The organism is Modestobacter sp. VKM Ac-2982, assembly GCF_026967935.1.
Classification (GTDB): domain Bacteria; phylum Actinomycetota; class Actinomycetes; order Mycobacteriales; family Geodermatophilaceae; genus Modestobacter.
Map to the genome: position 1 here is coordinate 110,747 of NZ_JAPVBL010000004.1, position 15,685 is coordinate 126,431.

Annotated in this window: 12 protein-coding genes; 4 read left to right on the plus strand and 8 right to left on the minus strand. The window is 73.5% G+C overall.

The window, feature by feature from the left end:
* Positions 1 to 46: 46 nt before the first annotated feature.
* Genes O2W20_RS14985 through O2W20_RS14995 form a run of 3 tightly spaced genes read right to left on the minus strand, consistent with a single transcriptional unit; the run spans position 47 to position 2,645 of the window.
* Positions 47 to 820, minus strand: a complete 774-nt coding sequence (locus O2W20_RS14985) for a DUF998 domain-containing protein (protein WP_269171382.1) — start codon at positions 818 to 820, stop codon at positions 47 to 49.
* Positions 817 to 2,025 carry a glycosyltransferase gene (locus tag O2W20_RS14990; RefSeq protein WP_269171381.1) on the minus strand — a complete coding sequence of 403 codons (1,209 nt, stop codon included), beginning with the start codon at positions 2,023 to 2,025 and terminating at the stop codon, positions 817 to 819. The genes O2W20_RS14985 and O2W20_RS14990 overlap by 4 nt, the downstream gene beginning before the upstream one ends.
* Complete coding sequence (locus O2W20_RS14995) at positions 2,022 to 2,645, minus strand: DedA family protein (protein WP_269171380.1); 624 nt, start codon at positions 2,643 to 2,645, stop codon at positions 2,022 to 2,024. The genes O2W20_RS14990 and O2W20_RS14995 overlap by 4 nt, the downstream gene beginning before the upstream one ends.
* A gap of 260 nt (positions 2,646 to 2,905) precedes the next feature.
* On the opposite strand from O2W20_RS14995, the gene O2W20_RS15000 reads away from it, so the two are divergent.
* On the plus strand, positions 2,906 to 4,192 hold the full coding sequence (locus tag O2W20_RS15000) for a sensor histidine kinase (RefSeq protein WP_269171379.1): 1,287 nt from the start codon (positions 2,906 to 2,908) through the stop codon (positions 4,190 to 4,192).
* Entirely contained in the window at positions 4,189 to 4,866 is a 678-nt protein-coding gene (locus tag O2W20_RS15005) for a response regulator (RefSeq protein WP_269171378.1), read from the plus strand. The genes O2W20_RS15000 and O2W20_RS15005 overlap by 4 nt, the downstream gene beginning before the upstream one ends.
* A 147-nt stretch (positions 4,867 to 5,013) precedes the next feature.
* Here O2W20_RS15005 and O2W20_RS15010 read toward each other — a convergent pair whose 3' ends face one another.
* The 5 genes from O2W20_RS15010 to O2W20_RS15030 all read right to left on the minus strand — a co-directional run bounded on the left by O2W20_RS15010 (position 5,014) and on the right by O2W20_RS15030 (position 13,418).
* On the minus strand, positions 5,014 to 6,024 hold the full coding sequence (locus tag O2W20_RS15010) for a sigma-70 family RNA polymerase sigma factor (protein ID WP_269171377.1): 1,011 nt from the start codon (positions 6,022 to 6,024) through the stop codon (positions 5,014 to 5,016).
* Positions 6,025 to 6,138: 114 nt separating this feature from the next.
* Positions 6,139 to 8,187: a choline BCCT transporter BetT gene (gene betT, locus O2W20_RS15015; RefSeq protein ID WP_269171376.1), complete on the minus strand. Its 2,049-nt coding sequence runs from the start codon at positions 8,185 to 8,187 to the stop codon at positions 6,139 to 6,141.
* A complete protein-coding gene (betA, locus tag O2W20_RS15020) occupies positions 8,184 to 9,890 on the minus strand; it encodes a choline dehydrogenase (RefSeq protein ID WP_269171375.1) in 1,707 nt (568 codons plus the stop codon). The genes betT and betA overlap by 4 nt, the downstream gene beginning before the upstream one ends.
* On the minus strand, positions 9,887 to 11,392 hold the full coding sequence (locus tag O2W20_RS15025; protein WP_269171374.1) for an aldehyde dehydrogenase family protein: 1,506 nt from the start codon (positions 11,390 to 11,392) through the stop codon (positions 9,887 to 9,889). The genes betA and O2W20_RS15025 overlap by 4 nt, the downstream gene beginning before the upstream one ends.
* A 229-nt stretch (positions 11,393 to 11,621) precedes the next feature.
* The gene (locus tag O2W20_RS15030; RefSeq protein ID WP_269171373.1) at positions 11,622 to 13,418 is read right to left on the minus strand and encodes a cell wall-binding repeat-containing protein; all 1,797 of its coding nucleotides are present in this window, start codon (positions 13,416 to 13,418) and stop codon (positions 11,622 to 11,624) included.
* 262 nt (positions 13,419 to 13,680) lie between these two features.
* Between O2W20_RS15030 and O2W20_RS15035 the strand changes: the two genes are divergently transcribed.
* Entirely contained in the window at positions 13,681 to 15,003 is a 1,323-nt protein-coding gene (locus tag O2W20_RS15035) for a sensor histidine kinase (protein WP_269171372.1), read from the plus strand.
* A complete protein-coding gene (locus O2W20_RS15040) occupies positions 15,000 to 15,665 on the plus strand; it encodes a response regulator (RefSeq protein ID WP_269171371.1) in 666 nt (221 codons plus the stop codon). The genes O2W20_RS15035 and O2W20_RS15040 overlap by 4 nt, the downstream gene beginning before the upstream one ends.
* Positions 15,666 to 15,685 lie beyond the last annotated feature (20 nt).

Here is a 15,685-nt window from a genome sequence, read left to right on the forward strand (position 1 = left end):
CGGTGCTGACCCCTGTCGACCGCTGACCACGGGCTCTGGCCAGTGCTCAGGGCACGGACGAGGCACGCCCTGGCTGTGAGCGACCTCGACGTCGCTGTACTGCCCGGAGACGTCCCTCGGTGGCGGGCGGCGGAGCCACGATGCCGGCCAGGCCCGCGGCGACGAGCACGGCGGTCGTCGCCGTGCCGGCCAGCAGCAGCCGCTCGACCAGCCCGATGCCCGGCACCGGATCGGCGCCCGCGAACACGACGGGGACGTGCAGGGCCAGGAAGGACGCGCCCAGCCCGCCGAGGCCGACCGCCGCACCGCGCAGGGCGCGGCGAGCCGGGGGCGAGCAGGTCGCCGCGACCAGGAGCCCGACGACCGGCGGCACCACCATCGCCACGGCGGCCGCCACCTGGTGCAGCCGTCCCCACGCCGTCGTGTCGAGCCCGGGCAGGTCGGTGGGGAACGCGGCCACCGCGGCGAGGCCGACCGACCACAGCGCCAGCAGTCCGAGCACCGCGGTCCGCCGGGCACCGGCCCCGAGGCGGCGGTGCACCCCGAGGGCGGTACCGGCCGCCGCGATCTCCAGGCCCACGATGCACCCCGCGAGCCACCAGCCGCCGGCGGGCCGGTGCACGGCGTCGCTGAGCATGCCGTCGGGGGCGCTCCCGCCGACGACGTCGGTGCCGATCCCGGCCAGGACGGCGACGGCCACCCCGAGCAGGACGGCCGGCAACCACGGCGCGGACCGGCTGCTGGTTCCCGGGACCGGGTGGACGTCCGCCGCGACGGCCGTCGCCGGCCCGGGTCGCGGCGGCGCCGAGAGCGCGGTCACGTCGGCACCAGGACATCGCGGCGGGGCTGGTCCGCCGTGCGGGAGCGGAGGCAGGCGTCGTAGAGGCCGACGAACGCGCTGAGCGTGGCGCCCAGGTCGTGCTCTGCGGCGACGGCCCGGGCGCGCCGGCCCATCCGCCGGGCGGACGCCGGGTCGTCCAGCAGGGCGGTCAGCCGCTCGGCGAGCTCCTCGACGTCGCCGTGCTGGTAGAGCCAGCCGGTCCGCCCGTGGTGCACCAGGTGCGGCAGCGCACCGGCGTCGACGCCCAGCACCGGCAGCCCGGTGGCCATCGCCTCCAGGGTCACCAGGCTCTGCAGCTCAGCGGTGCCGGCCATGCCGAAGAAGTCCGCGGCCGCGTAGGCCTCGGGCAGCTCGGCGTCGCTCAGGACGCCGGTGAAGGTCACCGCACCCGCCACGCCCCGCTCGGCGGCCAGCGCCTCGAGCCTGGTGCGCTCCGAACCGTCCCCGACGACGAGCAGGTGGAGGTCCCAGCGCGCCCGGACCAGGGCGAGCGCCTCGATGAGCTCGTGCACGTTCTTCTCCGGGTCCAGCCGGCCGACGGAGGCCAGGACCGGGACGGAGGGCAGTCCGTACCTGCGGCGGAACCGGGCACCGTCCCGCCCGGGGGCGAAGCGGTCCAGGTCCAGCCCGCAGGAGATCGGCAGCACCGGCCCGGGGACACCGGCCGACTCGGCCAACGCCGCGGCGAACGGCGTGGGGCTGGTGACCACGTCGGCGAGGGCGAGCACGCCGGCGGCGTCCCGCCACGCCCACTGGTGCGCCCGGCGCCGGACGGCGGCGCCCCCGGGCACGTAGTGCAGCAGGTTCTCCGGCATGAAGTGGTTGGTGGCGACCACGGGGATGCCCAGCGCGCGCGCCGCACGGAGCACCGCCCGTCCCACCAGGAAGTGGCTCTGGACGTGCACCACGTCCGGTCGAACCGTCCGGAGCACTGCTCGGACGCGGCGTTGCAACCCGGCGGGCGGGCAGATCCGAAAGCCGCGGCGGACGAGCACCGGCAGGGAACGCACCCGGTGCTCGGTGACGCCTCCGGTGGCCTGCGCGGAGGTGCTGTGGTGGCTCCGGGACGGGGCGAGCACGTGCACCTCGTGCTGGGTGGCCAGGCCCGCGGCCAGCCGCTGGGCGAAGTACGAGGCGCCGTTGACGTCGGGCGCGTAGGTGTCGGCGGCGATCAGGATCTTCACGGGAGGACTCCTCGAGTTCGTAGGGAGGACGACTTCTTGGCGATGAACTTCTTGGCGATGAGCGAGACGGCGAGCACGCAGCCGCCCAGTGCCGCGCTGAGCGAGACGAAGGCCCAGGGCGAGCTGGCGATCCCCGCGATGTGCGGACCCGCCAGCAGGCCGAGGGCGACCAGCACGGCCGCTCGCGCGGAGCTGGTGAGCGCGACCCAGCCGACGAAGCGGCGGTAGGGCACGCCGGCCAGACCGGCCGCGAGGAAGGCCGGGACGGCGCCGATGTCGACCAACTTCGCGCCGACCACCACCCGGGGGAGGCGTCGACGCACGTCCTCCAGGAGCCGCGCTGCGCGGGCTCCGGAGACACCGAGCCGCGCGAGCAGCGGGAGCATGCGCCGATGCCGCCCGCTCCGGCCGAGGGCGTACAGCAGGCTGTCGCCGACGACGTCGGCGGAGACGGCCAGCAGCCACACGGGCAGCAGCGCCAGCACACCGGCGCCGACCATCGAACCGGCCGCCACCGTGGTGGCCGGCCCCTCCAACAGCATCAGCACCGACAGGACGAGATAGGCCTGCACCTGGTCGCTGCTCCCTCCCGACCCGCCCCGGGCGACGGGGCGGATCAACCGCCGGACCCTCCGGCGGCGAGGAGAAGCTAGGACGGCGAGGACGCCGTGGTCGTCGGCCTGCGGAGCTGTTCGGCATGGCTCCGCGGTGGCTGCACCAGGGGCGCGCACCCGTACCGCGGTAGGGGGTCCCCCCGCTCGGGAGAGGGACGACGGCCCTTCCGCGACGCTCTAGCGTGCAGGCAGGAGAGCCCGCGGGAGGGGATCACCGGCGGGCCGGTGCCCGTCCGGACGGCGGAGGAGCGGCAGGTGGAGGACGGATGGCGGTGACCCGGCCGGACGACCGTGCCCCGGCGAGGTCCTGGACGGCCGGAACGGCGATCGCCGGGATCCTGCTGGTGCTCCTGCAGCTGCCCACCACCACGGGTGTCTACGGGCTGCCGTTCACCGCCGCGCTGCTGATCCACCTGCCGCAGGGCCTCGCGCTCCCGCTCGCGTTGCGCCGTCCACTGCTCGCCACCGCCGTCCAGTTCGTGGCGGCGGCGGCCACCGCCCTGGCGGTCGACCCCGTGGACGGGCATGCCTGGCCGCTCACCGTCCCCGGTGTCCTGCTCCTCGTCGCGCACGTCGGGCTGCTGGCGGTCTCCCGCGGCTGGCGGCCGGCTGCCCTGGTCTGGGGCGCCTCGCTGCTGGGCCTCGCCTGCCTGATGGCCGTCCAGGTGGACGAGTGGGGCAGCGAGACCGCCGGCGACATCACCGTCGTGGTCTACGCGGCAAGCGCCCTGCTCGTGCTGATGGCCGGGTCGGTGTGGCAGCAGCGGTCCCGGCTGGCCGGCGAGCTGTCGGCGGCCCAGCGGGACGTGGCGGTCGAGCAGGCCCGGCGGGCGCTGGTGGAGGAGCGCACCCGGATCGCCCGGGAGCTGCACGACGTGGTGGCGCACACGATGTCGGTCGTGCACATGCAGGCCAGCACCGCACGCTTCCGGCTTCCCGACCTGGGCCCGGAGGCGGCCGCCGAGCTGCAGCAGATCGCGGGTTCGGCCAAGGCCGCCATGGCGGAGATGCGCCAGCTGCTCGGCGTGCTGCGGGACGACGGGGCCAACGCCCCGGTCACGCCCACCCCGACACTGCCCGACCTGCCCGAGCTGGTCGCCGGAACGGCGCGCGGCGGGACGGCGGCCCGGCTCACGGTGGACCCGGCGCTGGTGACCCGGGAGGTCCCGGAGATCGTGCAGGCGGCGGCGTACCGGGTGGTCCAGGAGGCGCTGAGCAACGTCGTCCGGCATGCCCCGGGTGCGCCGGCGACCGTCGACGTCCGGCTCGCACCGGAGGGACACGCGATCGAGCTGACGGTCACCAACCCACCGACCGCCTCCCCGGTCGCTCAGCCCGGTGCGGGCATGGACCTCCGCGACCCCACCCGGGCTCGCCACGGGCTGATCGGCATCCGCGAACGCGCAACGCTGCTGGGGGGCTGGTCGAGCGCGGGCCCCGTACCCGGTGGCGGATGGCAGGTGGATGCCCACCTGCCGCTGGCGGCGGAGGTGCCCGTCGCGACCGACCTGCCCGACCGCGGCGTGGCGGCCGGACCAGGGGCCGTTTCGTGATCCGCGTGCTCGTCGTGGACGACCAGTCGATGATCCGGCTGGGCATCCGCTCCGTCGTCGACTCCCAGGAGGACATGACCGTCGTGGGCGAGGCGGAGAACGGGGAACGGGCGGTCGCGGCCGCCCGGATGCTGCGCCCCGACGTCGTGCTGATGGACGTGCGGATGCCCGTGCTGGACGGTCTCCAGGCGACGCGGCGGATGCTGGCCGCGGACCAGCCCGGCAGCCACCGGCCGAAGGTGGTGGTGCTGACCACCTTCGACCTCGACGACTACGTGTACGCCGCGCTGCAGGCGGGGGCCGGCGGCTTCCTCCTCAAGGACAGCGAACCAGAGGAGGTGCTGCGGGCGATCCGCGTGGTGGCCGGCGGTGAGGCTCTCCTGGCGCCGGGGGTGACCCGCCGGCTGATCGAGCAGTTCGTCGACGCCCGGACGATCGCCCGTCCGCCGGACCCGGCGCTGAACGGGCTGACCGAGCGGGAGCGGGAGGTGCTGACGCTGATGGCGGGCGGGCTGTCCAACGCCGAGATCGCCGCGGAGCTGTTCATCGCCGAGCAGACCACCAAGAGCCACGTCAGCCGGGTGCTGCAGAAGCTGCACCTGCGCGACCGTGCGCAGGCAGTGGTCTACGGCTACGAGAACGGGCTGGTCCGCCCCGGAGACCCGGACCGCTGAGCCGGTGGCGGGGGACCGCCGACGGCGCGGTGCCGACGGCCCGGACAGGCCGAGCACGATCCAGGCGGTCGTGCGGCCCGACGGCGGGCTGACCACGGCTGAGGTGCCCCGGTCGCGACCCTGCCCCGGAGGCAGCCCTGAACCGGGTCAGCCCCCCGCCGCCGGGTCCCGGGGCAGGCCGAAGAGGTCGAACAGTCGGGTGTCCAGGAACGCCGTCATCCGGGTGATCCGCCCGTCGGCCGTGGTCAGCGCGTGCACGGCCCATGGCCGGTGGGCGCCGTCCGGCCCGTTCGGCCGCCACTGGGCGAACGCCGGGTAGCCGTTGAGCTCCAGCGGCACCACGTGCGAACCGCGACACTCCGCGCCGGGGCCGGCGAACCAGGCGCCGATGTCCGCGGCGCTGCGCAGCCACATCGCGTAGGGCGGCATGTCCATCACGGCGTCCTCGTGGAGGAGGGCCACCAGCGCCTCGATGTCGTAGCGGAGGAAGGCGTCCAGGTACCGGGCCAGCAGCTCGGCATCGGGGGCGGCCACGTCCCGGTCCGGGGCCTTGTCCCGCGCCTGGTGTGCGGCGAGCGTGGCCCGGGCCCGCTGCAGCGCGCTGTTCGCGGCGGCGACGGACGTCTCGAGCAGCGCGGCCACCTCGTCGGCCTTCCAGCGCAGCACGTCCCGCAGGATGAGCACGGCCCGCTGGCGCGGCGGCAGGAGCTGCAGCGCGGCGACGAACGCCAGCCGCACCGACTCCTTCTGCACCGCCAGGTCGGCCGGGTCGCCCCCCACGGGCAGGACCGCGCGGTCCAGCGCCGGCTCGACCCACGCGCCGTCGGCCAGCACGCCGGCCAACGAGGCCGGCACCGGGGCCGAGGACTCGTCGGACAGGTCGACCGGGAGCGCCCGGCGCTTGCGCCCGTCGAGAGCGTCGAGGCAGACGTTGGTGGCGATCCGGTACAGCCACGAGCGCAGCGCCCCGCTGCCCTGCAGGCGGTCCAGCGACCGCCAGGCCCGGACCATCGTCTCCTGGACCGCGTCCTCCGCGTCGAAGGAGGACCCGAGCATCCGGTAGCAGTACCCGGTCAGCTCACGCCGGTGCTCGGCCAGCCGCGGCTCCAGCTCAGCGACCTGACCGACGTCCGGCCGTTCGACGATCGCACCGGTCATCACGGGCTCCTCCCGGGCTGGGCTGTTCCGGGGAGGATCCTGCCCGAGGGGACCGACAGAAGTAAGACGCACGGGTGCGGTCGCCGCACGGGGTCGTGCGGCGACCGCACCGCGTCAGGACGTCGTGCCGGACGACTGGAGGCGCAGGAACTCCAGGTGCCGCTCGTACTGGTCGAGCACGTCGTCGATGATCTGGGTGTGGGTGTACCCCATGATGTCGTAGCCCTGACCACCCTCCCGCATGTGGACCTCGAGGCGGAAGTAGGTGTCGTCCCCGCGAGGTGAGGCCGGTCCGTAGACCGGCATGGGCACCTCTGCCGGCTGGACCCGGTAGGCGAACGGGTAGTCGCCCCGCAGATCGGCGACCAGCTGGACGTAGGTCTGCCCGAGCTCGTCGGTTCCCCGGCGCACCTCGGTCTCGACCCCCTCGGCGCGCAGCTCCGTCGCCACCTCCTCCAGCGCCGGCTCCGCCACCTCGTCGAGGAACTGGTCGATCCGGGCCTTGTCGGGGAAGGACATGGCTCGGCTCAGCCGGGTGCGCCAGGTCCGTCCACCGCGCCGGTCCCCGGCGACCGGGGTCCGTCCCGACAGCCGCCCCGGCAGGCTCTGGGCATGGCTGGCGGTGCGGTTGGCCTCCACCCGCAGCGCCTTGTACAGCGACACCATGACCAGCACCATCACGAAGGCGAATGGCAACCCCATGATGATCGTGGCGTTCTGCAGGGCGGGCACCCCACCGACGATGAGCATCCCGGCGGTGAGCAGGCCGGTGGCCACGGCCCAGAAGATCCGCACGCTCGTGCCGGCGTCGTCCTGCGGCGTCCTCAGCTCCGAGGACAGGTTGGCCATGACCAGCGCACCGGAGTCGGCCGAGGTCACGTAGAAGAGCAGGCCCACGAAGGTGGCGACCGCCGCGGTCAGCGGGAACACCGGGTAGTCCATGAGCAGGGTGTAGAACCCGCGCTCGGGGGTGTTCATCGCCAGCTCACCGAAGGCCTCGTCGCCGCCGCGCACCCGGTCCAGCGCACTGTTCCCGAAGATCGACACCCACATCAGGATGTAGGTGAACGGGATGATCATCGTGCCGGCCACGAACTGCCGGATGGTGCGGCCGCGGGAGATGCGGGCGAGGAACAACCCGACGAACGACGCCCAGGCGATCCACCAGGCCCAGAAGAACAGCGTCCAGCCGTTCAGCCAGTCGACCGGCCGGTCGAAGGCGAAGGTCTGCAGGGTGAGGTCGCCGAACGTGCTGACGAAGTCGCCGATGTTCAGCACCAGGGCGTTGAGCAGGAACACGGTGTTGCCAGCGATCAGCACGAAGGCCGCCAGACCGATGGCGAGCAGGACGTTGAGCTGGGAGAGGAGCTTGATCCCCTTGTCGATCCCGCTGACCGCCGAGATGGTGGCGATGCCGACGGCCAGCGCGATCAGCCCGACCTGGGCCGCGCGGCCCTCGGGGATCCCGACCAGCACGTCGAGCCCGTAGTTGAGCTGGACGACGCCGATGCCGAGCGAGGTGGCGACACCGAAGATCGTGCCGAGCACGGCGGCCATGTCGACGGTGTGGCCCAGGGCGCCGTTGATCCGCTTGCCGAAGATCGGGTACAGCGCCGACCGAATCGCCAGCGGCAGGTTCATCCGGTAGGAGAAGTAGGCCAGCGCCATCCCCATCAGCGCGTACATCCCCCACCCGGTGATCCCGTAGTGGAAGAGCGTCCAGACCGTCGCCTCACGCGCTGCCTCGACCGTCTCCGGTTCCCCGACCGGCGGCGCCAGGTACTGCGTCACCGGCTCGGCCACCGCGAAGAACATCAGGTCGGTGCCGATGCCCGCGGCGAAGAGCATCGAGGCCCAGGCGAAGGTGCTGTACTGCGGCGTCGAGTGCTCCGGGCCGAGCTTCGTCCGCCCGTACCGGGACACCCCGAGGAAGATCACGAAGACCAGGACGGCGGTCGCCAGCAAGATGTAGAACCAGCCGAACCACTCCGAGGTCCAGCCGACGAGGGTGCCGATCGCGTCCGCCGCCGCCGTCGGGGCGGCGATGGCCCACCCGGCCACGATCAGGACCCCGGCCGCCGAGCCGTAGAACACCGGCTTCTTGATCCGTGCCGACGGCCCAGCGGTCGTCGACCCCTCGGCCGCGACGGTCTGCTCGCTCATGACGGCTGCCCGGCGAGGACCGTGTTCCGGGGGTCGCCCGGCGGGTAGAGGGGCATCCCCTCACGGTGTCGGTAGTACGGCGCGTGCAGCGGCGGCGCCGGCTCGTTGCCCATGATCAGGTCCGCGGCCTTCTCCGCCAGCATCATGACCGGGGCGTAGATGTTGCCGTTCGGTACGAAGGGCATCACCGAGGCATCCACGACGCGCAGCCCCTCGACACCGTGCACCCGCATGCTCGAGGGGTCCACCACGCTCATGTCGTCAGTGCCCATCTTGGCGGTGCAGGACGGGTGCAGCGCCGTCTCGGCGTCGCGGGCGACCCAGTCGAGGATCTCCTCGTCCGTCTCGACCGACGGGCCGGGCGAGATCTCCCCGGCGTTGAAGGGCGCGAACGCCGGCTGCTCCAGGATGTCGCGCGCCGCACGCACCATCTCGATCCACTCGCGGCGGTCGTTCTCCGTCGACAGGTAGTTGAACCGCAGCGCGGGGTGCTCGAAGGGATCCCTGGACTTGATCTTGACGGTGCCGCGGACGTCGGAGTACATGGGCCCGATGTGCACCTGGTACCCGTGCTCGCTGGCCGGCCGGGTCCCGTCGTACCGGATGGCGATCGGCAGGAAGTGGAACATCAGGTTCGGGTAGTCGACCTGGTCGTTGCTGCGGATGAACCCACCGGCCTCGAAGTGGTTCGAGGCACCGACGCCCCGGCGCAGGAACAACCACTCCGCACCGATGCGCGGCTTGTGCCGGTGCTTGAGCCAGGGCGCGATCGAGACCGGCTGCTTGCTGGCGTACTGGATGTAGACCTCGAGGTGGTCCTGGAGGTTCTCCCCCACGCCCGGCAGGTCCGCGATGCACTCGATGCCGAGCTGCTCCAGCTCCGCGGCGTTCCCGATCCCCGCCAGCTGGAGGAGCTGCGGGGAGTTGAACGCCCCTCCGCACAGGACCACCTCACCGGCGTCGACGCTGCGCGTGAACCTCCCGCCGCGCAGGTAGTCGACGCCGACGGCCCGGCCACCGTTCATCCGCACCGCGGTCACGTGGGACAGCGTGTGCACGGTGAGGTTGGGCCGGCTCATCACCGGGTGCAGGTAGGCGCGCGAGGCGCTGAGCCGACGGCCTCGGTGGACGTTGCGGTCGAACGGCGCGAACCCCTCCTGCCGGTAGCCGTTGACGTCGTCGGTCAACGGGTGCCCGGCCTGCTGGGTGGCCTCGAAGAAGGCACCGAACAGCGGGCTCGTCGCCGGCCCGCGCTCCATGACCAGCGGGCCGGAACCACCGCGCCACTGGTCCGCGCCGGCCAGGCACGTCTCCATGCGCTTGAAGTAGGGCAGGCACTCGGCGTAGCCCCACTGCTCCATGCCCGGCTCCCGGGCCCAGCGCTCGTAGTCCAGCGGGTTGCCGCGCTGGAAGATCATCCCGTTGATGCTGCTGGAGCCCCCGAGGACCTTGCCGCGGGAGTGGAACACCCGGCGGCCGTTCATGTGCGGCTCCGGCTCGGACTCGTACTTCCAGTCGTAGAGCCGGTTGCCGATCGGGTACGGGAGCGCCGCCGGCATGTGGATGAACGGGTCGACCTTGAAGTCACTGCGCCCGGCCTCGAGGACGAGGACCGTCGTCGCCGGGTCCGCACTCAGGCGGTTGGCCAGGGCGGATCCGGCGGACCCGCCTCCGACGATGACGTAGTCGTAGGACTTGCTCATGCGTCCCTCCCTGCGGGCTCGCCGAACCAGTACTGCGCGGCCGGCCTGGTGTTGTGCCAGATGTGCTTGGTCTCCCGGTACTCGTCCAGGCCGGCGAGGCCGAGCTCCCGACCGGTCCCCGACTGCTTGAACCCGCCCCACTCGGCCTGCGGCACGTAGGGGTGGTAGTCGTTGATCCAGACCGTGCCGTGTCGCAGCCGCCGGGCCACGCGCTCGGCGCGGCCGGCGTTCTGGGTCCAGACGGCGCCGGCGAGGCCGTAGATCGTGTCGTTGGCGATCCCCACGGCCGCGTCCTCGAGCTCGTCGGGGCTCGAGCCGCTGAACGTCTCCACGGTGAGCACCGGGCCGAACGACTCCTCCTGCACCACACGCATGTCGGTGCGGCACCCGTCGAGGATGGTCGGGAGGAAGAAGAACCCGTCGGCGAGCTCCGGGTCCTCCGGCCGTCCGCCGCCGACGCGGAGCACCGCGCCCTCGGCGAGCCCGGCGGCGACGTAGTCCTCGATCTTCTCCCGGTGGGCCGCGCTGATCAGCGGCCCGGTCTCCGCCTCCTGGTCGAAGGGCCCGCCCAGCCGGATCTTCTCCGCGCGCCGGACCAGCTCGTCGACGAAGTCGTCGTGGATTGTCTCCTCGACGACCAGCCGGGCGCCTCCCGAGCAGACCTGCCCGGAGTCGAGGAAGACGGCGGTGAGCGCGAAGTCGAGCGCCACGTCGAGATCGGCGTCGGCGAAGACGATGTTCGGGTTCTTGCCCCCCAGCTCCAGGGCGACCTTCTTCACCGTCGCCGAGGCGGCGGCCATGATCTTCCGGCCGGTCACCAGGCCACCGGTGAAGGAGACCAGGTCGACCTCGGGCGCCTCGGTGAGCGGCGCACCCACGTTCGCGCCGGTGCCGAGCACCAGGTTGGCGACGCCGTCCGGCACGCCTGCCTCGGTGAGCGCCCGCATCAGCCAGATCGAGGTCGAGGGGGTCAGCTCGCTCGGCTTGAGCACGAAGGTGTTCCCCGCGGCCAGCGCCGGGGCCACCTTCCACGAGGTCTGCAGCAGCGGGTAGTTCCACGGCGTGATGAGCGAGCAGACCCCGATGGGCTCGTGGACGATCCGGCTGGAGACGTCCGGCATGCCCGGGTCGACGACCCGCCCGGCGTCCGCGCCGGCCAGCCCCGCGTAGTGCCGGAAGACCGCGGCGATGTCGTCCACGTCGAGCTCGGACTCGACCAGCCGCTTGCCGGTGTCCAGCGACTCCAGCCGGGCGACCTCGTCCTTCCGCTCCTCGAGCAGGTCGGCGACCCGGTGGAGGACCCGCCCGCGCTCGGTGCCTGTGGTGTCGCGCCACGGGCCGCTGTCGAACGCCCGACGAGCCGCCCGCACCGCGCGCACCGCGTCCTCGGCAGTCCCCTCCGAGACGGTGGCGACCAGGGTCCCGTCCGCCGGGCACCGGATCTCCCGGGTCCCACCCTCAGCGGCGTCTTGCCACGTTCCATCGATGAACAGGTCGGGCATGGGTTCCTCTCGTCCGCCGCAGGAGCTCTGCCGCTGGACGGGGCGCGGAACGCGATCGCTGCCCCCGTGGAACGGGGGTGATCCGACATGTGCATCTGGACGACCGGCGCCTGCCCCGTCGGTGCGAGAGAGCCTGCTCCTTCGACGGCGTCCGCGGGTTCGGACGCCGAGTGGGCGCCGAGGAACCCTACCGAACACGCCTCCGCGGAAAGGGGACTTGCTCGTCCCGTTACTGGTAGGTGATGAGCTCCGGAGTGGGCTGCACCGTCCGGATGGTCTCCTCGGGCGAGATCATCGGGACGTCCTCGTCGATGAAGTTCTTCCACCCCCAGTACAGCGGCGCCGGGGCGTCCCGGTGCAGCACCGCCCAGGTGTCCTGCTTGGCCGGCTGGCTGCCCTGCCCGTCGACGTGGACCATGATCGCCAGCTCGTCACGGGAGGTGTCCAGCCGCTCCCGGTCGATGATCATCCGCACCTGGAACTGGTGCAGGATGAGGAGCTTCTGCGGCAGGTCGTTCTCCCGGGTGAGGTCGGCGAGCCAGGTGACCACCTGGTTGACCTCGTCCACCCCGACCTGGCCGATCTGGCGCAGGTGGACCTCCCCCGGCTCCAGCCGCCACTCCGGGTCCAGCGCCAGCCCCACGTGCGGGTACTCCAGCAGGGACTGGTACTGCTTGGCCTGGGTCAGGAAGTCCGTCCGCCCCGGCTGCAGGTCCAGGACGACGTAGACGCCGGCCTCCGCAGCGGCCTCGATCCAGGGACGGAAGGTCTCCGGGTCGATCTCGGTCGAGTAGTTCCCGTCCGGACCGGCCTCGGCCGAGGCCACCGTCGCGATGATCTCGAACGCCGGGACGACGGGCGTCTCGACGAGGGGGTCGTACTGGGCGGCGTACTCCTGGGCGCGCTGGATGGCCCCCGGGAGGTCCTGCTCCCCCAGCAGCCCGAGCGCACCGGTGCCGGGGGTGCCGTACAGGGCCACCATCAGCCGGCCGGGGAAGAGCAGCTGCCCGCCGCCGGGCAGCTGGGTGCCGGTCGCCGCGGTGTCCAGCTTCCAGTCGATCCCCGGCGCACCGGCCAGGTCGGCACCGAGGACGACGACCGTGGGCTCGGTCGCGAGGCGCTCGACGACCGCCGCCGAGCCACGCGGGTCGGTCACCCCACCGGTGAGCAGCACCTCGGCACCGGCGGCCCGGGCCGTCGCGATCCCGGCCAGCGACTGGGCGCCCCCGCTCGCCAGGACGACGACGTCCTCCAGCGGCTCGGCGCGCTGCACCTCGGGCAGCTCCCCCGTCGCCTCCACGGGCTCGGACTCCGACGCCGCTGACTCGGTCGCCTCCGTCTCGGACGGCTCCGACGCCTCCGTCTCGGACGGCTCCGACGCCTCGGACTCGGACGGACTGGCCGGTGCCGGCGGGACCTCGGCCGTGAGGGCCGGGAGCGCGTCAGGCGAGAGCCCGGCCACCGCAGCGGCCCGCTCCGCGTCGGGCACGGTGGTCGCCTCGGCCAGGTCCAGACCGGTCGCCTGCTCCAGCGCCTCGGCCTCTGCCGGGACGGTCACGACGTCCACGTCGTCCGCGCCACCGGGGAGCAGGTCGTCGGCGTCGCCGCCGACGGTGAGGACGGTCTGCACACCGAGGCGGTCCAGCTCTTCCCCGAGGACGTCGGCCGGGTCGTCGGAGCCCAGCAGCAGGGGCACGCCCAGACCGACCGCCGCCACCGCGCCCAGCAGCTCGGCGTCGGCATCGCCGCTGCCGGCGACGACCGCCACGTCCGAGCTGCCGTACAGCGCCCGGCTGGTCGAGACCGCGGCGGCCACCGGGTCGGAGTCGGGGACGAGCGTGCGCGCCGCGTCCGGAGCCGTGGCGACGACCTCGGCCACGACCGGCTCGTCGGAGTCGCCGGACCCGCCGGCAGCGCCGTCGTCGTCGGAGCCGGTGCACCCGGCGAGCACCAGCGCGGTGACCAGGGCGAGCGCCGGGGCGGCGGGGCCGCGGGCGGGACGGGGCAGGACTGCGGTGCGGCGCATGGGCTGCTTTCCTGTGCTGCCAGCCACCAGGGAGCCGGGGCTCCGGGGCGGACGGACACGAACGTGATCGGGGGCTCCCCGACAGTAGATGCGTCCGGCGGTGAGGCGAAACCCGCTCGACGGCCCGGCGTCCTGGACACGCCGGGTGCGGGCCGGGAGCATCTGCCCCCGAGATGAGCGCGCACTGGTCGGGTCAACCCGAGTCCGCACCGGCCAGCCAGCGGGCTGGGGCGGCGCGTCGCCGCAGGCCAGGCTGGTCCGCATGACGATGACCGCCGAACGGCCCGCCCAGGCCGGCCAGCCCGTGGCGCACGAGCCCCGGCGCAGCTGGTGGCGCCAGCTCGGCATGGACACCGGGTACGTGCTGGTCAACTTCTGGTTGTCGATCCTCGCGTTCGTCCTGGTGGTGACCCTGCTGACCGTCGGGGTGGTCACCCTGGGCATCTGGGTCGGACTGCTGGTCCTGGTGCTGGCCCTGCTGGTCGCCCGCGGGTTCGCGACGTTGGAGCGGAGGCAACTGCCCGACGTCCTGCGAAGGGAACTGCCCCGGCCCATCTACCGGCGCACACAGCCGGATGCCCCGCTGCTGCGCCGGCTGGTCACCCCGCTGCGCGACCCCCAGTCCTGGCTCGACGTCCTGCACGCCGTGCTGCACATGACCGTGTCGATCCCCGTCTTCGTCGTGACGGTCGTCTGGTGGGCGATGGCACTGGCCGGTCTGACCTCCATGACGTGGGACTGGTCGATCCCCTACGACGAGTCGGGGCAGGCGGCGAACTACACGTTCCCCGAGCTCATCGGGCTGGCCGACAGCTCCACCAACCGGGTGCTGCTCTACACCGCGATCGGGATCCTGTTCGCGCTGACGCTGCCCGCGGTGGTCCGGGGGTGCGCCCTCGCCGAGGCGCAGCTCGGCCGGGTGCTGCTGACCTCCCGGGCCGCCACCCAGGCCGAGATCGGCCGGCTGTCGGAGGGCCGGGACGCCGCGGTCGCGGCCGAGGCGGTGGCCCTGCGCCGGCTGGAGCGGGACATCCACGACGGCCCCCAGCAGCGGCTGGTCCGGCTGAGCATGGACCTGCACCGGGCCCGCCGGATGGTCGACAGCGACCCCGACGGCGCCCGCGCGACGCTGGACGAGGCGGCGGTGCAGACCCGCGAGACGCTGGAGGAACTGCGGGCGCTGTCCCGCGGCATCGCGCCCCCGGTGCTGGCCGACCGCGGCCTGGCCGCAGCGCTCGCTGCACTCGCGGCCCGCTCCCCCGTCCCCGTGGAGCTCGCCTGCGCCCTGCCGCCTGGGCAACGGCTGACGCCCGCCGTGGAGAACTCCGCGTACTTCCTGGTCAGCGAGGCGCTGGCGAACGTCGCCAAGCACAGCGAGGCGACCGTGAGCCGGGTGACGGTGGTCTGCGAGCACGACCGGCTGCGGGTCGTGGTCGAGGACGACGGCCGCGGCGGCGCGGTGCTGGCCCCCGGTCACGGACTGGCCGGGCTCACCGACCGGCTGCGCGCGGTCGACGGGGTGCTGACCGTGGACAGCCCGCGCGGCGGGCCGACCCGGCTGATCGGCGAGCTGCCGTGCCGGTGACCGAGGGAGGGCCCCGGACGCGGGTCGTGCTGGCCGAGGACTCGGTGCTGCTGCGGGAGGGCCTGGTGCGGCTGCTCGGCGAGGCGGGGACCGAGGTGGTGGCCGCCGTCGCCGACGGGCCGTCGCTGGTCCGTGCGGTGGTCGAACACCGGCCGGACGTCGCCGTCGTCGACGTCCGGATGCCCCCGACGCACACCGACGAGGGCCTGCGGGCCGCGGTCGAGGCGCGCCGGGCCGTCCCGAGCACCGCGGTGCTCGTGCTGTCCCAGTACGTGGAGGTCGCCTACGCCGACGAGCTGCTCGCCGACGGCGCCGGGGGCGTCGGGTACCTGCTCAAGGACCGGGTCGCGCAGGTCGACCAGTTCCTGACCGCCCTGGACGACGTCGTGGCCGGCGGCACCGTGCTCGACCCGCAGGTGGTCGCGCAGCTGTTCGCCCGGCGCCGGCGCGACGACCCGGTGCGCGCCCTGTCCCCGCGGGAGCGGGAGGTGCTGGGGCTGATCGCCGAGGGGCACTCCAACGCCGCGATCGCCCGGGAGCTCGTCGTCACCCTGGGCGCGGTGGAGAAGCACACCCAGCACATCTTCGCCAAGCTGGGCCTGGCCCAGGACGAGGACCAGCACCGCCGGGTGATGGCCACCCTGGCCTACCTGCGCAGCTGACCACCGGGCGCCGGCCCGGG